23 protein-coding genes are annotated in these 19348 nt (G+C 54.9%); 18 read left to right on the forward strand and 5 right to left on the reverse strand.

The window, feature by feature from the left end:
- Window positions 1–11: 11 nt before the first annotated feature.
- From JFN90_RS06280 to JFN90_RS06290, 3 genes are read right to left on the reverse strand one after another with little or no spacing between them, the layout of a single operon-like run.
- Window positions 12–587, reverse strand: a complete 576-nt coding sequence (locus tag JFN90_RS06280) for a BREX protein BrxB domain-containing protein (RefSeq protein WP_199394244.1) — start codon at window positions 585–587, stop codon at window positions 12–14.
- Window positions 580–1368, reverse strand: coding sequence for a BrxA family protein (locus tag JFN90_RS06285; RefSeq protein ID WP_199394245.1), 789 nt, complete (start codon window positions 1366–1368; stop codon window positions 580–582). Before JFN90_RS06285 ends, JFN90_RS06280 begins: the two co-directional genes overlap by 8 nt.
- A gap of 7 nt (window positions 1369–1375) precedes the next feature.
- A complete protein-coding gene (locus JFN90_RS06290; protein WP_199394246.1) occupies window positions 1376–1936 on the reverse strand; it encodes a BrxE family protein in 561 nt (186 codons plus the stop codon).
- 731 nt (window positions 1937–2667) lie between these two features.
- On the opposite strand from JFN90_RS06290, the gene JFN90_RS06295 reads away from it, so the two are divergent.
- The 18 genes from JFN90_RS06295 (at window position 2668) to JFN90_RS06375 (ending at window position 16157) form a co-directional block, all read left to right on the forward strand.
- Window positions 2668–2913, forward strand: coding sequence for a hypothetical protein (locus tag JFN90_RS06295; RefSeq protein ID WP_199394247.1), 246 nt, complete (start codon window positions 2668–2670; stop codon window positions 2911–2913).
- A 1-nt stretch (window position 2914) separates the two neighbouring features.
- Complete coding sequence (locus JFN90_RS06300; protein WP_199394248.1) at window positions 2915–3310, forward strand: hypothetical protein; 396 nt, start codon at window positions 2915–2917, stop codon at window positions 3308–3310.
- Window positions 3311–3598: 288 nt separating this feature from the next.
- Window positions 3599–4000 (forward strand): DUF2787 family protein, encoded by a 402-nt coding sequence (locus JFN90_RS06305; RefSeq protein ID WP_199394249.1) that lies wholly within the window; start codon window positions 3599–3601, stop codon window positions 3998–4000.
- An 11-nt stretch (window positions 4001–4011) separates the two neighbouring features.
- A complete protein-coding gene (locus JFN90_RS06310; protein WP_199394250.1) occupies window positions 4012–4275 on the forward strand; it encodes a hypothetical protein in 264 nt (87 codons plus the stop codon).
- A 29-nt stretch (window positions 4276–4304) separates the two neighbouring features.
- On the forward strand, window positions 4305–4427 hold the full coding sequence (locus JFN90_RS22370) for a hypothetical protein (RefSeq protein ID WP_268898640.1): 123 nt from the start codon (window positions 4305–4307) through the stop codon (window positions 4425–4427).
- The gene (bet, locus tag JFN90_RS06315) at window positions 4420–5316 is read left to right on the forward strand and encodes a phage recombination protein Bet (RefSeq protein WP_199394251.1); all 897 of its coding nucleotides are present in this window, start codon (window positions 4420–4422) and stop codon (window positions 5314–5316) included. The genes JFN90_RS22370 and bet overlap by 8 nt, the downstream gene beginning before the upstream one ends.
- Before the next feature lie 12 nt (window positions 5317–5328).
- Window positions 5329–5577 carry a hypothetical protein gene (locus tag JFN90_RS06320; protein WP_199394252.1) on the forward strand — a complete coding sequence of 83 codons (249 nt, stop codon included), beginning with the start codon at window positions 5329–5331 and terminating at the stop codon, window positions 5575–5577.
- A complete protein-coding gene (locus JFN90_RS06325) occupies window positions 5574–6536 on the forward strand; it encodes a PD-(D/E)XK nuclease family protein (protein WP_199394253.1) in 963 nt (320 codons plus the stop codon). Before JFN90_RS06320 ends, JFN90_RS06325 begins: the two co-directional genes overlap by 4 nt.
- Before the next feature lie 50 nt (window positions 6537–6586).
- Entirely contained in the window at window positions 6587–7090 is a 504-nt protein-coding gene (locus JFN90_RS06330) for a JAB domain-containing protein (protein ID WP_199394254.1), read from the forward strand.
- A 21-nt stretch (window positions 7091–7111) separates the two neighbouring features.
- A complete protein-coding gene (locus JFN90_RS06335) occupies window positions 7112–7510 on the forward strand; it encodes a hypothetical protein (RefSeq protein WP_199394255.1) in 399 nt (132 codons plus the stop codon).
- A gap of 9 nt (window positions 7511–7519) precedes the next feature.
- Window positions 7520–7990 carry a RuvC family protein gene (locus JFN90_RS06340; RefSeq protein WP_199394256.1) on the forward strand — a complete coding sequence of 157 codons (471 nt, stop codon included), beginning with the start codon at window positions 7520–7522 and terminating at the stop codon, window positions 7988–7990.
- Window positions 7991–8257: 267 nt separating this feature from the next.
- Window positions 8258–9817 carry a hypothetical protein gene (locus JFN90_RS06345; RefSeq protein ID WP_199394257.1) on the forward strand — a complete coding sequence of 520 codons (1560 nt, stop codon included), beginning with the start codon at window positions 8258–8260 and terminating at the stop codon, window positions 9815–9817.
- Window positions 9814–12471 (forward strand): hypothetical protein, encoded by a 2658-nt coding sequence (locus JFN90_RS06350; protein ID WP_199394258.1) that lies wholly within the window; start codon window positions 9814–9816, stop codon window positions 12469–12471. The genes JFN90_RS06345 and JFN90_RS06350 overlap by 4 nt, the downstream gene beginning before the upstream one ends.
- A 46-nt stretch (window positions 12472–12517) precedes the next feature.
- Window positions 12518–13069 carry a hypothetical protein gene (locus JFN90_RS06355; RefSeq protein ID WP_199394259.1) on the forward strand — a complete coding sequence of 184 codons (552 nt, stop codon included), beginning with the start codon at window positions 12518–12520 and terminating at the stop codon, window positions 13067–13069.
- Between the two features lie 49 nt (window positions 13070–13118).
- Window positions 13119–13478: a S1 RNA-binding domain-containing protein gene (locus JFN90_RS22605; RefSeq protein WP_199394260.1), complete on the forward strand. Its 360-nt coding sequence runs from the start codon at window positions 13119–13121 to the stop codon at window positions 13476–13478.
- Window positions 13479–13558: 80 nt separating this feature from the next.
- On the forward strand, window positions 13559–14548 hold the full coding sequence (locus JFN90_RS06365; RefSeq protein ID WP_199394261.1) for a poly(ADP-ribose) glycohydrolase: 990 nt from the start codon (window positions 13559–13561) through the stop codon (window positions 14546–14548).
- A gap of 63 nt (window positions 14549–14611) precedes the next feature.
- Entirely contained in the window at window positions 14612–15322 is a 711-nt protein-coding gene (locus tag JFN90_RS06370) for a hypothetical protein (protein WP_199394262.1), read from the forward strand.
- Window positions 15323–15362: 40 nt separating this feature from the next.
- Complete coding sequence (locus tag JFN90_RS06375; RefSeq protein ID WP_199394263.1) at window positions 15363–16157, forward strand: hypothetical protein; 795 nt, start codon at window positions 15363–15365, stop codon at window positions 16155–16157.
- Between the two features lie 295 nt (window positions 16158–16452).
- Here the strand turns inward: JFN90_RS06375 and JFN90_RS06380 are convergent, their stop codons facing one another.
- Both JFN90_RS06380 and JFN90_RS06385 read right to left on the reverse strand, forming a co-directional pair.
- A complete protein-coding gene (locus JFN90_RS06380; protein ID WP_199394264.1) occupies window positions 16453–17778 on the reverse strand; it encodes a tyrosine-type recombinase/integrase in 1326 nt (441 codons plus the stop codon).
- 239 nt (window positions 17779–18017) lie between these two features.
- Complete coding sequence (locus JFN90_RS06385; protein ID WP_199394265.1) at window positions 18018–19319, reverse strand: Arm DNA-binding domain-containing protein; 1302 nt, start codon at window positions 19317–19319, stop codon at window positions 18018–18020.
- Window positions 19320–19348: the final 29 nt, after the last annotated feature.

Here is a 19348-nt window from a genome sequence, read left to right on the forward strand (position 1 = left end):
ATTTCTCCGAATTAGAAGATCTTGGGACGATAGTTGTGTTCTGCGTCAAGAATACCCATGAATTTTAGTCCAGCTGCACCGTCAATCACTCCTGGGTAGAAGAGGATTGCGGGTACAAATACTTTGCCCTGCAGTTTTTCAAGCAAAGATGACGTGCGGTAGATTGGAAATAGCGCACCGGCTCTGACTATGAAAACAATATCCTTTGAAGCTGTCGCATCGCTTGGAATACGCTCTGCGACCAGGTCAGGAAGAGGTTGGTTAACGCTGATCACTTCATGTGCGGTTTCAATGGCTGCTTCCAAGCCCATGATCCGCTCATTTTCAATGAACTCCGACTTCGATATCTCAGAATCAAGTGCGTTGTGGAGGCACTCCGCCAGAGATATAACGGTAACACGTTTACCGATCTGTTCGAGCCTGGTCTTGAGCAGGGTGATCTCGTTTCGTAACGGGAACTCCTCTTCAGGCGGGTACCAGAAAATGGCATAAGGCATATCGTGATAAGCGCTTAACTTTTCACGGGGGTCTGCCATTGCAAGAATGGGCTCCAAGCCGTCTTTAAGCCTTTTCTTCCATTCACTCATTATTAATCAGCCTCTCGACGTATTCATGTAAGGATTTGCACGGAAGGTTCAGGTGCACAAGGCTTCCTGCCATTTCGAAATTGACCTGTTGGTACTGGTGCAACTCCATCAATTCATGCTCTACCTGACTTGGTGACATGAGGAACAGTCGCCACTCTGGTGCATCAATGATATTTCTGGGATTTTCTTCGCGGTCTGAAAGCGAATAAAGGATAAAAAGGAAACTTTCCTGAGACAGGTGATAATTGTTGAACTGGCGAGTTGCAGCCCCTGTGAGTTGGTCAAAATCAGCTGACATCCTGAGCAGGTCGCGGGCAGCCCTCAACGTTCCATATGCACTTAACTCACCACCGGATGCTATCTGGCCAGATGTGAGCTCCGTGACAAACGGGACGACATCTTCGGTGCGGATCAGATAAGTTCCATCCTGGAAAGCAGGGTATAGCCACTCAAGCGCAAATCGATAATACAACTCATCGATAGCGGCGAGATGCCATAACAGACAAGGTTTCCATCTGGACAACTCAAAGCCTGCTTTTGCCAGTTGTATTAGAGGGGAGAGGTGATGCTGGTTAGAAAATCTTGTGGACAGCGTTGCAGTTATTTCCCGAAGCCAGCTTTGGTTGTGGGCGCCCCAGATATTTGATTCCCGAAGAATTGATAGATTGTCAGCAAAGTTCTTGGACAGGTCCCAAAGTTGAAACGCAGAGTATGTCTCTTCTATCAAAGCACCTTTACGAATCAGTCGGGTCGATATTTTCCGTTTAGTAGCTTTATTCATTCCCGCGCTATGCCTCCACCTTCACATAGGGAATGGTGGGGCTTCCTGACTCCGACAGAGAAAAAGCGCATGCGAGCATGGTGATTAACTGATCATCGATATGATGAGCTGAAGGCAGCATCACAGCACGATTTTCTGCTGAACGACGCAATGATTTGGTAGATTCAATTATGGAATCATCTATAAGGTTAAGCTCCTTAAGTGCTGCAATGAGATCTGAACCCGATAAGGCTTTGATTGACTCAAAAAACGGTGTCCACACATCCAAGCTATCATGCCATTCCTGGAAACTATTGTTGAACTCATCTTCGAGCTCGGCTGGCAGGCACCATAAGGTGATTGTTCCATGTGGGTGTGGAAATATTTCTTGAGATCTTGCAGTTGCCACTGCGAATACTGCACGTGCTTGGGCAAAGTTGTGGGATACAGGGAAGCCTCGCTTTAATGCAGTGGTTCCCATGCTCCCGAGAAGTTTATTGGTATTCCACCAGCGGGCATTATCCATTTCGCCGATGCGGGCGACGACAAGACGAAGTTTTAAAAGCCTCTCAAGGCTTGGAATGTTCACAAATACCCCCACAAAATCACAACTCAAAACATTACATGCATTATTAGTGTCAATTTAGTATAAACATTCACAGCGTATATTACTTAAATTTTAATACAATTTCAGTCGTATCAAGCTATGCGTAAAATGTCAGAACACAGATAGCTAAAACTGGCAGGCAGTCACTACCAACCATTATTATTAGTCATTTTTCACCCCGGCTTAACCTGGATGGCAATGCCCGCGAGATCTACCGCCACCCCTGATTCCCATTTGCCCAGCGTACAGTATTTACAGGTATTATTAGATGCTGTCAACGTGTCATTGTCCTCACAAAGCCATCACCGTTCTGATCTGTCTACTGCTCACGTATCTGGAAATCATGGCTGCTAAGTGTCATGGGCTCTGTTTCTGTTGGGTCAGGGGGCACAGATTGTCCAAATGCGCTGTTTTTTCAATGGAATCCCCAAAACCACAAAAATCTGCCTTCTGGGTACGAACAAACCGTTAGAGGCCCCCGAGCGCCTCACCATCCTACGAGAGGAGGCGGAAATGCTTGTGGATCAATAGGCTTGCCGGGTGAATCGATTTCCCCGTCACCACAAAGAAGGCCGGTAGGGGGGAGCGGGCAGGATGTAAAGCATCTCCAGTAAATCTGCCCATTGGAGAGGGTCGTGTTATCGAGGAAGCCTTCCCGCTCCCCCCACCAGACAACCAATCTGGCAGCACCAACCAAAGGAGGTTCAGCGTATATGGCAGGATTTCGCCTTACAAGCAAAAAACGTCGTAACGAGATGGCCCCATCCACCCCTACTTATAGTGATGCGCAGCCATCGCAGGAAGAAGAAGCCCCTGCTCCCGAGGGACGCTCCCGTCTCTCCTGTGACATCTCGGTCTTTCACCACCGTCTGCTCAAGGTGTATGCGGCTCAAAACGGGATGAGCATCCTGGATGTCGTGGAAAGGCTCATCGAGCAAAACTGCAAGGAGGGAGTGTAATATGTTTGCCAGGAAACTCCCCCCGATCCCGGGTCTCGTCCCGCAGAACGAGAGCGCATTCCAACAAGAGAATGAGACGGAAGACGAAGAGGGGAGTGAGAGCGAAAGCGTGGCCCCCGTCGACGAGGTATTTGCGGAAGCCGACGACGCCAATTTCAGCGAGAGTTCCCTGCAGGCCTTGGTACCTGCTCCGTCGCGGCGGCTCCGTCCTGGTGCGAGCAACAACTCCCGGGAGCACCACAGTACGAAAAAAAGCATTGCCCTTGTCGCGAAGATTGACAGTGATCTGCACTCCAAGTTGAAGCTGTACTCCCTCTTCACCCAGCAATCCATTGTAGACCTGGTGGAGACTTGGATTCGTACATCGATACCGGAGGTAAAGGTCGAGCTGCGCTAGCCCTGCTCTAAAAAACCGAGTTTGCATACCTGGAGAATCTCGCCCCCCGCATCAAGCCCCCTCTCAAATGGATATTAGTGACTTAGAGATTCATCACTTTTCTATTGATGGGAGGACCAGATGCTCATGCTACGCAATTTTTCCAGGGAGCCGCGAGGAAGCCCTTTGCATGTCTCTTGAAATTCGAGCCGGCAAATAGCAGTTCCCACGATCTGCTGAGATGCCCATGTGCCACGAGGCCCATACCCTGACCGGTATGGGCCTCTTCATTTTCAGGGAGACAACTCAATGGTTATTCGAACGGAAACCCTACCATGGCCCCTCGATCCCGAACTCGTAAAAATCCTGGAGGCCGAGTTGGCGAAGGCTGATCTCGCTCCGGGGGAGGGGGCTGTCATCACGTTTCGTGACCCCGACTTTTCCGCCGATACGGGCGGCTTCCATCCTGTAGAGGTGGCAGTTAGCCAGGAAGGCAACATCATCTACATCACGGACTTCGCGTACTTCGGCAGGCCCCCGCACAGCGAGCTGGCCAAGGAGCTGGATTTCGATTTTGCCCTCGGGACTTTCCAGCACTTCGGGGCTGAATTCCCCCTTCGGCGCGGTTACGAGTTGTTCCGCCTCTTCCAGGCGAACTTCCTCGCCTACCACGACGGCGGGGCTTACGTTGCCACGGTTGATCCAATGTAGGAGGAGCTCCCATGTCACACGAAGAAATTGTCACTCAGCTATCCGTACGCATGACGGACGTGGTGGCCAATCCGTCCGAGATCGTCTTTGCCGTCACCATGCGAGATGTCCTATCGGAGATCGCCCACCGGATGAGGGACCAAGCCTTGACCCTGACGGTGGCCGACCTGCTCGCCGCCCGGGACGAGGTGCGCACTGCCTTTGCCCATCACCTGGACGAGCGGGATTACATTCAATTGGGACTGGATGTTTGGGACGTGACCCGAACCCTCTGAGCCCCCAAAAAACGTAGAAAGGAGCACGCATGGTCGAAATAATCAAGCTTGTCCTGGCGGAGGTTGCAGTCTCTGCCGGAAAGCGGCTTCTCGATGAACTCAAGGAAGAGTTCCTGGATGATGACTCCAAAGGAGATGACGACGATGAGTAACAACGCAGTGACAAAGATCGACTTCGATAAGGACCAGTTAGCAGTGATAGAGGCGCAGTTCTTCCCCGCGGGGGCGAGCAAGGCCGAACAGCAGTACTGCTTCGCCGTTGCCCGGGAACTGGGACTGAACCCGATCTTGAAAGAAGTCCAGTTCGTCCCCAGGCGGCAGAAGGTGGGGGACCGATGGGTGAACAAGGTGGAGCCGATGGTCGGGCGGGATGGCTTCCTGTCCATCGCCCACAAGAGCAACCAGATTGCCGGGATCGAGACGACCGCTTGCATCAAGGAAGTCCCCCAACTGGAACATGGCTCGTGGGTGGTTAAGCCGCAGCTGGTGGCGGAATGTACGGTATGGCGCAAGGACAGCAGCAAGCCCTTTACTGCCCAGGTGGCTTACAACGAGTACGTCCAGAAAACCTCCGATGGGACCCCGACCAAGTTTTGGGCCGAGAAACCGGAGACCATGCTGAAGAAGGTTGCCGAGTCCCAGGCGCTCCGCAAAGCCTTCAACATTCATGGCGTCTACTGTCCCGAGGAAGTCGGGGCCGGGTACGAGACCGCCAGCGGGGAGATCCTCGCCCAAGAGGTCGAGGCTGAATTCGTCCGGGTGGAGCCGGACCGCAACCACCTCTGTCTCGTACCTTCTACTGCGCAGCCCGAAGCAGAGACCGATGCCCAGAACGGAGCAGAGAGTTATGCGCCCGACGACGTCATAAACCGGGTTACTGGGCTGCTGGAAGAGAAGGGGATTCCCTACGAAGTAGACCGGGAGCGGGGCATCGTCAGCGCCAAGTCGTACAACGAAAGGCAACTGCTCAAGGACTCCGGCTTCCGGTGGAACGGCGACAGCAAAAGCTGGATCTACCTCTTCGACCCGACACCCTTTTAAGGAGATGCAACCATGACTAGATATACCGACACCCGGGGGAACCATATCCTCCTGTGCGATAGCTGCCGGCAGGACATGCCTGCTGGCACCCCAGCCATAACCATAGCCCCCGGGCGGACCGCGGACGGATTTGTCAGCCGCGATTACGACAAGGGGGAGTTGATCCTCTGTGCTGCATGCGCTTCCTCCCTTGGGTACCTCATGACCATGTTGGGCATTAAACGAGCGGAGAGCCTGACCGCTACAAAGGAGGCCGCATGAATCTCACTCCGATCTTCGAAGCAGCGATTCCGGAAATGAGTCGCCGGCAGAGTGCTACACTCGGGGACCGGACCAGCTACATCGGCTCCAGCGATGTGGCTGGCTGTCCTCGGAAGGTGTACCTCCAAAAGCAGTATCCCGTTTTGCCCCAAGTCAGCACCCTCCTCAAGTTTGCCCGCGGGCATGCGGCAGAATGGCTCCTGGAGAAAATATTCACGGCCGCCGGTGCGGTCTACGACACCCAGGTGGAGATCAGCCACCCGAAACTCCCCCTGCGCTGCCACATCGATTTCCTCTTCTACCAGCCGGATGGTCTCCACGTGGTGGAGGTGAAGAGTGTGAGCGGTATCCCCGACGCTCCCTACCCGCAATGGGAGGATCAGCTCCAGTACCAGTTGGGGATGTTACGGCTCCAGTACCCGAAGGGAGACATCAGCGGTTCAGTACTCGCCGTCGACCTGAATGCAGGAGAGGTGCATCAGTTTAGCGGCTATCGGCCCGACGAGGAGACCTTCCAGTATCTCTTCTCCAAAGCCTTGCATCTGCTCGATGCTCTGAACGGGATGGTGGAGGCGGACCCCTGTCCGTCACTTCTTTGCGGGCTCTGCTCCTATCGGGGAGATTGCCCGGCGATGGCCATGCCGGTCGTCCCCCTGCCCGCGGAAGTGGAGATGGTTGCGCGGAAATACGCTGAGCTGAACCAGACGAAGGCTGCTGCGGAGAAGGAGCTCAAGTCCCTCCGGCAAGAACTCATCGACTACACTGGGGGCTCGTTCCGCGGCCGCTGCGGTGAACTGGACCTCTCGGTATCGACGGTGCAGCCCTCGCCATCCGTGGATGCAGCCCTCCTCAAGCAACTCTTTCCGGACGTCTACACCCAGGTCTTAAAGCCCCGCTATGGCTATCAGCGCCTGGAGGTGAGGCGCTCAGCGCGGCAGGAGCTGGCTACCGCGGCCTAACCGAAACTTCAGCAATTAGGAACGTGCGTCTAACACCAAGGAGAACAACAATGTCAAAGGTTAAGTCCTTTTATCTAGGAGACCAAGCGGGGGACCTGGCCCGGACGGTCCGGCTGCGGGTCATTCGCCCTGTCTTTGGCCGGGAGGCGGTCCGGGAGGACCTCCCGGCCTACTTCCCGGGGGATCGGTTCACGTCCCCGCGCCAAGTCTACGAGCTCTTCCGCGACCTCACGGAGGAACCCAGGGAGCAATTTCTGGCCCTGTACCTCGATGCTAAAAACCGCATCATCTGCTTCGACCGGGTCTCGATTGGCAGCCTCAACCAGACCATCGTACACCCCCGGGAAGTCTTTCAGACGGCGATGCTGAGTTCAGCTGCAGCCCTGCTCTTGATCCACAACCATCCGTCCGGCGACCCGGAGCCGAGCCCCGAAGACATCGGTATCACCAAAAGGCTCAAGGAGTGTGGTGACCTCCTGGGGATCAACATCCTGGACCACGTTGTCATCGGAGAGGACGGCTATGTTTCCTTTGTCGAACACGGGCTCTTGTAGCCAGCCTACGGGAGGTGAGAAATGATCAGGATCAGAAATCTTAACGACATACGAGCCCTGCCGGAGGGGCCGGCGAAAAGGACCATGGAATCGGCGGTCGCACGCATGACGGCCGCCTCTCCAGCAATAAGGCTTGCCCTGGAGGAGGGCTTCAACCAGACCTTGGGAGGGGACTGGTATCTCCTTGAGCCGGGGGACGACCCCCGCAGATTCCAGGTGGAAGAGGGGAGTGCGATCGACCTCTTAAGCCAGGAATGGAACTGGTGCGATGCTGCCGACAAGGAGGAGGAGACCTTCTCGGTCTTTTGGGGAATTAACAATGCGGGAGGGCCGTGCCTCTATGTCCCCGACGAGCCGTGGCTCCCTCCTGAATTCCGATCGCGGCTGACCAATCTCGTCGAACGGTATGGGGGAGGATAAGGAGGACCCGTGCAGAAAGAGAACCTCAAATACTACCTCGGTATAGACCCCGGGAAGAAGGGGGCCTTGTCGATCCTGAGGCAGGACGGCACCCCCCAATGGTGGGCCCGGATGCCGCAGGGCAAGCCGGAGATTATCGACACCCTGGTAAATCTCATTCAGGAACACCCCCACCTGGTGATGGTCGTAGAGTTAGCCCAAGCCATGCCAGGGCAGGGCGTAACGAGCTGTTTCCGTTACGGGCACCACTTTGCCACTTTTGAGGATGTGGCCATCCTTCTGAAAATTCCCTACCACGAGGTAAGGCCGGCCGTTTGGAAGAAGGTCTTCGGGCTCTCTAGCGACAAACGGCTCAGTACTTCGGTCTGCCGAAGAATCTTCCCGAAGGTCGATCTGATCCCGCCCCGCTGCCGTACCGACCACGACGGGATTGCCGAAGCTCTCCTCATTGCAGAGTGGGGACGGAGGAGAAATCTGTAACAAGTTGAGAGAGGGGGGCTAGCCCCCCGGTTCGTCACAGATGCACACAGCGCCGCGATGGTCTAGATGGCCATCGCGGCAATGTCAGATCTTGATTTTTTTTAAAATAAACTGCACAATGATTGCCCTTTAATGCTTGATCGGTGCAGAGGGGTGGAATGGGTGACAGCGCCCCCCTGTGTTCTTCAGTTTGGCGACTTATTCTGTCGCGCTGATGGCGTATAGGTCGGTCAAATCCAACGAGGTTGTAAGGAGAAAACGTAAGTCATGGATATTTTTTGGAACAACGGTGAGCGAGAAAACATCCAGGGTTTGGATATCCTCGCCCTGCGCCAGCTGGACCAGCGCATCGAGCAGGACTGGGTGGCCAACATAACGACGATCTCTTTTCGAGCCAGGTACCTGTCGCTGCTTCCCTGGTTGTTCACGGAATTTTACTCATCTCACCTCGACGCGGAAGGGGGAAAGGCTGACTTTGACAACGAGGAGTTCAGGCGGGCGGCCGCCCGCCTGGAGCTGATTGTTCTCGCCGCCACCAGGCTGGGCACGGGGTGGGGGGAGTCAGGCATTACCTATGGAGCTATCGGGCCAAACCTGTACTACGAAGAACTCAACCAGCTGATGCAGGCTGGGAGCGTCAGCCTCGATCTAGGCACCAAGGGAGGGGCGATCTTCGGGACCTACGTTATGCCTTGCAGAGGTTTCGGAATACTCGCTATAGCGAGCAGTAGTACGACCGCTCCGGTCCGGGTGGAGCCCCGGGGGCTAAAACTCCACCAGGCGAGGCAGCAGGTATTGTCTTCCAATGGGCTCGGTCACCTCGTTTTGGAGGGGGGGACCCTGACTAAGAAAGCTATTGAAGCCGAAGGACGTTATTTTTCGTTGAACGGGATCGCCTCTATTCCCGAGGAAAAAGAGTTGCTGCGCGTGGCCCTGATAGAGCCGTATGTGGATCACGCCGCCGTTAGGGAGGAGTACCAACGGTTTACCGCCTCCGCAGGGTGGTTCTTGCACATCTTGGGGACTGCGCCTGAAGCGATGAACTCAGACGAGGTGCTCAGGCAAAACTACCGGCGGACGGTGGCCGGCCCAGGGGGGACCTTGGCGCCTGTGGAACTCGGATGGGGGGAATACGAGCTTCGGCGCAGGGTGCATTTTGCCCTGGAGATGCTCTTGGCAGCCTTTACCAGAACGCTAAACGACTTGGATGGAGGAACCGTTGATGATGTACTGGCTGTGTGGGAAACCCGGTGGCAAATTGCCCCCCTGTTGGGAGCCCTGGTGCCGTTCAGTGGGAACCCCTTTGCCGAGCGCTTGGCAGAGGTGGATGCCCGAGTCCCGGCCGACATCCTGCTGGACAAAGGAGCAAGCCTCAGCGCTGCCCGACTGGAGAGTGAGCCGAAAGCTGTTTATGCCTTAGTGGTCCTCCTGGCGTGCAAAAAGCAGACGGAGGAATTGCGGCTCCAGAGTCATTTGCCTGATAGGGCACACTATCTGGAGCGCACCTTCCGGCTCCTGGCGGATGGAGACCGTTCCGTCTCCGACGTCCTCCGAGAGTTGCTGATTGCGGCAGTCATAGAGCCGCATCTACAGACCTCCCTACGAAAGTTGGGGCAGGGGCAGAAGTGTTCCCTCCGGTTCTTCCCGGAAGGGAGCTTTCTGCATCCTACCGGGACAGAAGTAGCGGCCAGCTACAGCGGTGATCGGCTAGGAAACGTCATGGGGATGTTTGCCGATGTCGGGTACCTGGAAAGAGTCGAAAGCACGCGTTTCGTCGTGGTCCCTGATGGGCGGACGTTACTGGATACCTGGAGGGCTACAGCATGAGACAAGACATCATCCGGCTCATTGAGGGGGAGAAAGGGGTCAGCAACGTCGTCGTTCTCACTCACAATATCGATTTCCTGTTTGTCCAGTCCATCGTCCTTCAAGCCTTGCGACGGTGTGGTCATCCCTCCCTCACGATTTTCGCCGACGCCCAGTGCGCCAACGAAATCTACCAGCATCAACACTTAATCCTCAGCAAACTGGGAACGCGATTCCGGGTGGTGCCTGTAGCGATGGAGCCGGGATTCCGGTTCCACCCTAAGGCTATACTTCTCGCAGGTCAGGAAAAAGGAACCCTCCTGGTGGGGAGCGGCAACCTGACCTTTGGCGGATGGCGGCAGAATGCCGAGATCTGGTGCCGGTACGACAGCGAGGTGGATGGTACCGCCCCCTTTAGTGCTTTCCGGGATTACCTTGCCTCTGTCCTGTCCTTGGTTTCGCTGCCGGCAGCCGTTGCTACGGAGCTGGAGGAATGCTTCGATCCCAGGACCAAACCGTGGGCTGCAGAACTGGCGGATCCGGCCTTCCTCTTAGGGAAGGCCGGGCCAGCGGCGGCGCTCATTGACCAGATGCAAACTGCGGTAGGTGGGCACCGCCCTGTCCAGGAGATCATTGTGTGCTCCCCCTACTTTGATGACGCTGGCGAAGCCCTAGCGGTCTTGGGCACCAGATTCAATGCGAAAGTGAGGGTGGCCGTTCAGAGTAAACGCAGTGGGCTCAAGCGGGAAGTAGCAGACACACTCAGTAAAAAACTCTATGACCTGCAGTCGGTAGACTTCCACCACCGGGAACTGGAGGGCGGGGTTCGCGAGGCCTTCATTCACGCTAAGTGGTACGCCCTGGTGCACGGGGAAGAGGTCACTGTTATCCTGGGCAGCGCCAACTGCTCCAGGGCCGCACTCCTCACCCCCGGCAAGCCGGGCAATGCGGAACTCGTTACTACTGTGACCCTCCCTAAGGAGCAGTTTGATGCTCTATTCCTGGCGGAACTGGAGTTCCTGGATACCCCCTTGGAGCTGAAGACAATCCTGGAGGGGGACGGTCCGGAAATCATAGCTGCTGCCTTTCTCCGGGTGATGGCCGCACGATTGGACCAAGGGGAGCTCACCATTGCCTATGATTGTTCGGATGGGGTAACGGTAACAGACCTCGTGATTTCTTGTGCCGGGGAGTCGGAACGCTCTCTGGGATTTAGGACCCTCGGGGCGGGAGTGATCGGTGCGAAGGTGGAGGACTGCCTCTGTGTCCAGGTATTGTTGAAAGGGAATGCTCCCGGCGGGGGGCTTATCTCGAACCTGATGTGGGTGGACCACGAGGAGCATCTAGCAGTGTCCGCACAAGGGCGATCCGTAACCGACACGATCCGGAAGAAGGTTCATTCCGGGGGGTGGAACCTCGGAGCCTGGGCTGAGATCACCAAAGTCTTCCTTGCCAATCTCCAGTATATGCAGGTGCGCCCGGGAGGAGTGGCGCGGGGCGAAGTGACCGGTGGGCAAGGGACAGGGGGGACGGCTGCCGGGTATACTACTGAAGATGTTTTCAGCGAGACGTACCAGCTCCCCCTCTTGGCCCATCACCCTATTGCAGCTCTACAAGGGGATGAACGGATCAAGAGCTTGCGCCAGCTGATGTTGCGTTGGTTTGGGTTCAAAGAGGAGGACGATGAGCCTGAGTCCCCCGTATCTGTGCCCCCTGATGCTGTGCCTACTGAGCCTGTAGGAGGAACAGATCCTCCCGAGACTCCCCCGCACCGCGAACCGCCGGTGCCCCCCGCACCGCCTACCGAAAATGATCGACGCCGGGCTCTCCAGATGCTTGAGTTGGTGGCCAGTGCGATGACATCCCTGGAATACCTCTCGCAAAGGTCACCGGAGGCCCTGTCGGCCGATATCCAACTCGCTTCTATCCTTCTAAGAGAAGGGCTCCACCAGTCGTGGATTACCGAAGAGGAGTACTTCGATACTACTCACCAAATCTGGAGTGCTCTTTTCTTCTCGTGTCCAGGGGAACCGGCGGCAGGGTGGTTGGAACGCCGATACCGCACGGAAGCAGATCCGGGGGACTTCCTAGCACGGATTGTATCCCCAAAGCTTACCGCCGCCCTGCTCGCCTGGGCGTTCGCCGTGCCGGAGACTGGCCAATCTCCAGAGCACATCCGGTTTCAGTTGGCGCAGGTGCTATCCGTTGCACGGCTTCCCTGGCTCTGGGATGCGCCGAAAGAGGAGGTGGCCCAGGAGCTGCAAAACCTCTTGGTGCTCACGGCCTCTACTCAAGAGAAGCACTTCTGGGAGACAATCGACAGCAGGTGGCGGTGCCTGCTGCAAAGGGGGCACGCGCTTCGGCTGGTAGAAAGCGTTCTGAGGTCGAAAACACCTGTGCTGATCAAGGACTCCATAGCACAGGATAATGTGGCGCAAGGGGAGCTTCTCTGGCAGGGGACGATGGGCTTCTGCATTGCTGTTAACGCTTTTAGCAGGGCTGGAAACGGCTGCAATGCCAACATACTCTATCTAAACGAGCTCCGGGCTGGGGCGGTCAGAGCCGACTACACCATTCCGGTGAAAGGGCTGCTGGAGTCAGACCTGATCTCTTTGCCTGAGGAGGTCAATGCAGTCCTGATGGATATGGCCCAGGCAGCGGACTTTTCGTTTTAGGAGGCCGCTCGCCGGGCACAGGGATTAAGGAGAAAAAGGGGGATGCATGTCTTTCAAGGTTACAGTTGATCGTAAGGCTTTTCGCGGTGTTCTCCTGTCCCTGCGGAAGCTCACCAAAGTAAAGAAGCCTTTTGAGGTTGTCCTCTCCTACAATGGCGGGATGCTGCTTGTGCACTCGGTCGGAGGGAGCATGCCGGTGGTGGCCGATGGCTGCGCAACGGTGGATGTCCATTTACCCGGCGGCCCGTTTTTCAACCTTGCCGAGGTTCTGCCCGAGGTCTCCCCGCTTACTTTAGAATATAGCGGGGAGGTGCTCCAGCTCGACACCCTACGCCTTCCTTGTACCACTTCGGTCAGCCGCCCTTTTCTCGTACAACTACCGCTGAACCCGCGCACCGTAGATATCCTGAGTCTCCGCTATCAGCACTCGGTAAACGAGATCAGCCGGTCCGGGTACGCGCGCATGTTCGTTGAAGCAGAGAGGGAGCGGGAAACGCTGATAAAAAAAGCTGCCAGGATTCTCGGCCCTCTGGGAGTAACCGGTGAGGACCTGTTTGCTCTGGTGGAGGGGCGGCTTAAGAAACACGCACAGCGTTAATGCTTCGGGCGAGATTGGTTTCAAACCGACGATAACCTACGAGGTGCCCATGTATAAATCCTGTTCGCGCAGTCTCCAACACGCAATCGATAAACAGAAGGAAACCTCGCTGGAGCTGGAAGCCAAGCGGAGGCCCAAAGGGGTCGAAGTGCCCTGCAGGGCCGGGGGAGACCTTCTGGAAGTTGGACGTTGTGTTTCCGGTCGGGTGAAAAAGGTAATGCCCTGCGGGGTGGTCCTTACCCTTGATGACGTGGAAGGATTCATACACATTTCAGAAATCTCAGACAGTTGGGTCCGCCATCCTTCCGAGTACTTTGCCGTTGGTGACTCTGTTAAGGCTCAAGTAATCTTGATCGACATGGCGAAGAATCAGGTCAGGCTGTCGCTCAAGGCTAAGCGTCACAGATAGAGCAGCCTCCTGGTGAGTCAGGAATGGTGGCTATACGATCGGGCCCACCAGCGATCATAGGACGTTGGAGGTAAAGAGATATGGAATCTTACAGAAACGAAGCACTGACATTCACTGCCCAAGACCTGGTCGAGGAGAACCCGCCTTGTTTCTACTCCGACAACAAGAAGCTGGTCTACAACCTTGCCACCAGCTTCGGTGGGAAGTATGAGGGGAAAATCTGCTACTCCCGCTGGAGCGAGATGCCATTACCAACCGAGTTGGAACTGGCAGAGTGGGGCGACAGCCTGGAAATACGTCCAGACTTCTTCGGCTATGAGGTACCTGACACCCCCGGGAGGGTTGATTGGTATCTCAATTTCGCCGATCACAATCTTTTCTGTGCCTATGGTACATCTCTGCTAGCCCAGGACGAACTCCAGGTTGCCGAACATCCGGCCTTGGGAAGCCTCAGGGAGGCGCTCTTAAAAAGAGGAAAGCCTTTCGGGACGGTTGAAGGGGGGCATCCAACACCGGTCCTCGTGAGAAATGTCCAGAGGCTGTGTTTCCTGGATACCAAGCCGTGTGCCCAGAGGCCGGGAGGTCTCTACGGAAATGCTTTCGACAAGGCACTGCCTGTTGATGTGCGTGCCGCTGTGACGCTTGTGGAACCACCGACCTTTTCCAATATACTGGCGATAGAGGCCCCCTATGGGGGGGAGGGCGCCTACGATAGTGAAACCATCCGCTATGTACTTGCAACAGCGTATTCAGGATTTGCTGTGGCACGGTACGAGGCCCAAAATGAGTTGAGAGGCGAGACGGTTGCTGTGCACACCGGATTTTGGGGGTGTGGGGCCTATGGCGGGAACCGGATTGTCATGACCATGCTCCAGCTGGTTGCGGCAAAGATGGCAGGGATCGACCTGCTCGTCTTCCATGCCGGGGATTTAGATGGCTGTCGGGACGTCGAAGAAGCGGTGGGCATTATGGATTCCACGCTAGGGAATACCGGCAAGATCCCTGTCGGTGAGTTGGTCGACCGGATCGAAGCGTTGGGCTTTCGATGGGGGGTAAGTGATGGTAACTGATGGCGTTGAAGGCGTAGTTTGCTATCTCCAACTCTTAAAGAGGGTATTCGAATGAGCCCGTCTGTGTCAGTAAAGGCAATTGACCTGGTGACTCATTCCAAAGAGTCCTTGGATTTTTTCGTGGGGAAATGCAACGAAGATTTCCGGGCTGACGCCACCCTTTCGCTGTACCAGAAAATTATTACTAAACACCGCGAAGCCAATGACATCAAGAGCTTGATTAACGATGACGATTTTATCAAGTTGATTCATTCAACATTAAGGGCATGGGACATGGACCAAAGAGGGGCCCGTATGGCTTGTGTCGAAGACTTTAGCCGGTCAGTCAGAAATTACACTGAAAATTTAGCTGAGTTGTATAATTACAAGCTTTATGATGACATTTTTGATGATTTGTCAGAAATAAAGCGCATGTTAAAACCTGTTTTTCTGAATTTAAAAGTTATGGAGTCCACTCGGAAAATAGTAGGAGTGTCAAAAGTGCTCCACTTTTTGCTACCTGATCTGATTATGCCAATAGATGGTAAATTTACCTTGAATGGAGTTTTTGGTTACAATAAAAATTCAAAAGATCATGATGAAGAATTTAAAACATTCTGTGAAGTGCTAGATAGGTTTTATGAGATAAAAGAACGGCTCGATCTTGGACCTGAAGATGTCGATGGCGAGCAGTGGAATCAATCTGTGCCTAAGCTGATTGATAATGCGCTGATCGGTTTTTTAGTTGCTGAAAGCGAGGAGATTTCAGCTTTTTTGGAAGCTAACCGCCAATGATAATTAATCTGCAGTTTATCTATTCACAGGAGGGTACAAAATGACGGTTGTACTTACGAAGCTTGCAGCAATTGTTGGTCCCATGGTGGCTCAAGGTATCCTGGATAGGCTTCTTTCTTCTAAAGGTGCCGGCTCAAAGATGGAGCGAGTCGTTGAAGCCATGGGGAAAGGGGTTTCTGTTATTGCTGCCTTACATGGCGAATTCGGAGAAAAGTTTTTGAATGCTATCTCGGAAGTTGTTGGGCAGAAGCAAGGACACGCCTGGACCTATGAGGCCGGCAGCAGCGATTACATCAAGCTTGACCCGCCGGCAAACCGACTCGAACAGCTGTCAGCTCTGAGAGATGAACTCAATATCAATTTGGACCGGCTCATCGCGATCGGGAAGATGTCGGACGATGCCCTCATGAATTATTTCCGGGGGACTCTAAGTGTATGGCGTCAGCGATATACGCAGTTGATAGGTTTTGATGAGGACGCGCAACAAGCGTTTGCCACCATGGATCAGCTTCTCGATGGGACAAAACGAAACTTCAGGGACGTCATGGAGATGATCTCCAAAACAAGCCTCGGAGGCGTGGGGGGGCTCATGGTCATCAGTGGGGTTCTTCTGGCGACCAGCACCGGCGTAGGCCTTGCGACTTCTATTTCGATATTTCTGTTTGGCATCCCATGGGCAAGTGTTGGTGTGCTTGTGATCCCTGGGGCGATCCTGTTGGGCCTGTCGCGTTGTAAGTTCAGCAGCAGACACGCAATGACGACGTGCATCAAAATGTCCTACAAATTGCTCGAAGAAAAGCATAAGGGGATAGCACCCGAACCGGTTGTCGCCTGAGTTACTAGCGGGGAAGGGTAGGCTTTATGGCCCGCCCCCTTCCCCGTGGCACTGACCTAGGGGCCTGCGGGGGAGTACCTCGTCAATCCGTTTGGGGGGGGCAGGTCTAGCCTGCCCATCCCGGTGGCAGCGAACCGGCGAAGATCATGAGGGGTCCAGGTGGCCGTCCATAGTACTCGAATTCGTCTGGTGGGTGTAGCCGGGGGGGTAGCCCCTCGGACTCGTGGTACCTGATTGATGCGATGGCCCACAAGTTCATCGCAGGGAAGCCATACCCCAAACCGGGGTATGGCCGTTATTCAGGCTGTTCGGGCTTCTTCAGGTTCAGTAAACTTTCCAGGTGCGCCGACCATCTCGTCAGTGCCTCCTGTTTTTGGTCATCGTAATCATGCAGGTCGTAGGTCCCATCGATCCTGCTGTCCTTGTGATTTAAGACTTTCTTCGACCAGTCTTTCGGAATATTGATGCGGCTCATGCCAGACTTTGCCGACCTTCGCAGATCATGAGGAGTCCAGGTGGGCCGTCCATAGTACTCGAACCATACTACCTGGCCTTTTCGGCGCTCACACCGATAACCTCTTGCCACTCGCTGCGACAGGGAGTTTCGCGAGACGGGACCCCGCTCGCGTCGCACTAGTCCGTCCTCCCCGTCCTTAACCTCAAACGACGGGAAAATATATTCAGTTCCATCGCCCAAAAGAGACATCGCGAGATCCGACAGGTATACCCGGTGATCCTGGGGCTTGCGCCTGAGGGTTTTCTTGTTCTCCGTTTTGATCCGGGACCAGGGGATGGTCCACCACCGGCCGTTGATCTCTTTCCGGTGCATGCTTGAGACCTCTTCCGGGCGCTGCCCTGTAACCAGTATGAACTTTAGTGCCCTTTTGGTGGAGTCCTCGCCGGGGCCCCGATCGATCCTCCTCCAGACCTTAACAATCTCCTGGTCGTCGAGGAACCTATCTTTTCCTTCTGGCACGCTCAGGTTGGGCAGGGTTCGCGTCATCTTTGTGTGAGGATTGCTGGGGATATACTCCCGATCCTCGGCAAACCAGAGCATCATCGACAGCGCCTTGTGAGTGTTGCGGGCTTGACCAGGTTTCGTGACCAGGAGAGACTCCAGGATAGGGATGATGTCTCTCCTGGAGATACTTTTGATGGGGCGGCCCCCTAGTTTCGGAAGGACGTAATTTTTCAGGACTCCGCTTACCGTTTGGTGCCACCGCGGGGAGTAATAGACCTGGGAATACTTTTCGAGAAACTCGGCAGCCACCTTGTCGACGGTAAGGTCAGTTGCGCTGGTGGTGGGCTTGGCCATCGGGTCCACTCCGGCCCCGACCTGGGCGATTGCGTCGTTGTACTTCTGCCGGGCTTCTGATAGGGTGACCTTGCTCCTGGGGTCATTGTAGCTGCCAAGAATCAACATGCGGCGCTTGCCGCCGAAATGGTACATATAAAAGAAGGTGATCACGCCAGTCTTGCGCACTCGGATGCCGAATCCGGGGGAGCCTTTGACCTCGCGGATATCGACTTCCTTTGGGGGGGGAGTCTTGGCTATCTCCTTGCGGAGGGTATCCAGGTAAATGTCGGTAAACTTACCACCGAACTTGGTTTTTAAGCTCATGGCTACCTCCGGATCGCGTGGCCTCTCGCGTGGCCTCTCTCGATTCGGTTGTAAGCGATTTGTGATGGAAAGGCAAGAAATATTTTTTGTATAAAATTCAGTGAATTTAGTGTGTTATGGTTGCTGTTGGGTCTGCTCTGGTGGTGCGCGGAACCTTGGAAAATGCTGCATATGCAGCTTCCCAAGCTGAAGGTCGCGGGTTCGAATCCCGTTTCCCGCTCCAATTACCAACAGCAGGTTCAAGTAGTTAGAGCGAACCTTTCGAAACTGTCCCCGGTTCTGTCCCCAAACGGAATCGGGGATTTGCTTTTCTGGGGTATAACAAAGTCGCGCCCCAGGTAGTCGAAGATTCTTTCTACGTCCTCTTCCAGCCCTTCCACGTAATTGCCGTAGACCTCATACACCATCTGCTTAGATGCATGACCCATGAGCTTGACGAGCCGCAGCGGATTGATCCCGACCAAAAGACTCCATGCTGCGAAGGAGTGTCGCGCCGAGTAGGAAGTAACGTAGGTGATCCCGGCAGCGCCCACCGCCTTTTTCCAGACCTTGCAGAAGCGGGAGCTGTTGAAACGTGCGCCGTCTTCCATGGTAAAGGCATAGGGGGAAGCGGAGCGCTTCAGTATTACGTCGAGGCGTTCCCTCAATGCGTTCGTGATGAAGATCTGCCGCTTCCTGAAGGCCGTTTTTAGGCTCTGCTTGTCCTGGCCGAGTACGAAGGAGCTTTTGACGTTGATGTAAGCGCCGTCGATGTCTTCTTTCTTCAACCCTGCCATTTCGGAAGGGATCATGCCGGTTAGGATCATGAACTCGGCCACTGGCTGATAGAACGAGGGGAGGTGATCCAGGAACCGGAGCCATTCATCGAACCGAATGACGACGTGCTCTTTCTTCTCGGTCTTCGGCAGTCTCTTCTTCAGGTTGTCAAAGGGGCTTTTCAGCACCCAGCGGTAGTGATCACAGGCATCGTTCCAGATCGCCCTAAACGGCATCAGAATGTTCATCTTCCTAGCCGTCGAGAGTGGATTCCCTTTGTTCTCTCCCCGTGTGCAAAGAAGGGAGTCGGTGAACTTGAAAACCGTGGTGCTGGTGATCTGGTAGAAGGAGACGTTTTTGAAGTGGGGGAGGATCTTCGTCTCTATTGCTTCCCGGTAATCCTTCCGCTTCGTCGGGGAGCTGAAGGAGGGAAAGATTGTCTCCATCCATTCCTTGACGTACTCGCCAAAGAGGACCTGATGTGGTTCCGGCCGGTACTCCCTGCCTTCCAGCATAGTGAAGTAGGTCTTTTCTTGCTCAGAGGCGCCAGGGAAGGCGTCTGCAAAGCGGAAGGTCCCATCTTCGATTCGCTGGTGAATCCGGTCTAGGAAGTCGCGTACCCGCCGCTCGTTTGCCGGGGTATCGTCCAGCTCTGTTGACCTGGTGATGCGTTGCCCGAAGTAGTAGAAGTCGACGTAGAGCTTTTTCGATTCCTTGCGCCGCTTTATGCTGCCTGCTCCCCGTACGGGTGTATCTATGCTGATTGTGCCTTTCTTGATTTTCATGTTATGTCCTCATGGCGTTACCCTCCCTT

The organism is Geomonas propionica, from assembly GCF_016458235.1.
Lineage (GTDB): Bacteria > Desulfobacterota > Desulfuromonadia > Geobacterales > Geobacteraceae > Geomonas > Geomonas propionica.

Bases quoted from the DNA above. Each gene is read 5' to 3' on its own strand.
- JFN90_RS06375 (WP_199394263.1), top strand. From the start codon at position 15,363: ATGACGGTTGTACTTACGAAGCTTGCAGCAATTGTTGGTCCCATGGTG.
- JFN90_RS06355 (WP_199394259.1), top strand. From the start codon at position 12,518: ATGTCTTTCAAGGTTACAGTTGATCGTAAGGCTTTTCGCGGTGTTCTC.
- JFN90_RS06330 (WP_199394254.1), top strand. From the start codon at position 6,587: ATGTCAAAGGTTAAGTCCTTTTATCTAGGAGACCAAGCGGGGGACCTG.
- JFN90_RS06380 (WP_199394264.1), bottom strand. From the start codon at position 17,778: ATGAGCTTAAAAACCAAGTTCGGTGGTAAGTTTACCGACATTTACCTG.
- JFN90_RS06385 (WP_199394265.1), bottom strand. From the start codon at position 19,319: ATGAAAATCAAGAAAGGCACAATCAGCATAGATACACCCGTACGGGGA.
- JFN90_RS06325 (WP_199394253.1), top strand. From the start codon at position 5,574: ATGAATCTCACTCCGATCTTCGAAGCAGCGATTCCGGAAATGAGTCGC.
- JFN90_RS22370 (WP_268898640.1), top strand. From the start codon at position 4,305: ATGGTCGAAATAATCAAGCTTGTCCTGGCGGAGGTTGCAGTCTCTGCC.
- JFN90_RS06365 (WP_199394261.1), top strand. From the start codon at position 13,559: ATGGAATCTTACAGAAACGAAGCACTGACATTCACTGCCCAAGACCTG.
- JFN90_RS06280 (WP_199394244.1), bottom strand. From the start codon at position 587: ATGAGTGAATGGAAGAAAAGGCTTAAAGACGGCTTGGAGCCCATTCTT.
- bet (WP_199394251.1), top strand. From the start codon at position 4,420: ATGAGTAACAACGCAGTGACAAAGATCGACTTCGATAAGGACCAGTTA.
- JFN90_RS06320 (WP_199394252.1), top strand. From the start codon at position 5,329: ATGACTAGATATACCGACACCCGGGGGAACCATATCCTCCTGTGCGAT.
- JFN90_RS06305 (WP_199394249.1), top strand. From the start codon at position 3,599: ATGGTTATTCGAACGGAAACCCTACCATGGCCCCTCGATCCCGAACTC.
- JFN90_RS06350 (WP_199394258.1), top strand. From the start codon at position 9,814: ATGAGACAAGACATCATCCGGCTCATTGAGGGGGAGAAAGGGGTCAGC.
- JFN90_RS22605 (WP_199394260.1), top strand. From the start codon at position 13,119: ATGTATAAATCCTGTTCGCGCAGTCTCCAACACGCAATCGATAAACAG.
- JFN90_RS06300 (WP_199394248.1), top strand. From the start codon at position 2,915: ATGTTTGCCAGGAAACTCCCCCCGATCCCGGGTCTCGTCCCGCAGAAC.
- JFN90_RS06285 (WP_199394245.1), bottom strand. From the start codon at position 1,368: ATGAATAAAGCTACTAAACGGAAAATATCGACCCGACTGATTCGTAAA.
- JFN90_RS06335 (WP_199394255.1), top strand. From the start codon at position 7,112: ATGATCAGGATCAGAAATCTTAACGACATACGAGCCCTGCCGGAGGGG.
- JFN90_RS06310 (WP_199394250.1), top strand. From the start codon at position 4,012: ATGTCACACGAAGAAATTGTCACTCAGCTATCCGTACGCATGACGGAC.
- JFN90_RS06345 (WP_199394257.1), top strand. From the start codon at position 8,258: ATGGATATTTTTTGGAACAACGGTGAGCGAGAAAACATCCAGGGTTTG.
- JFN90_RS06295 (WP_199394247.1), top strand. From the start codon at position 2,668: ATGGCAGGATTTCGCCTTACAAGCAAAAAACGTCGTAACGAGATGGCC.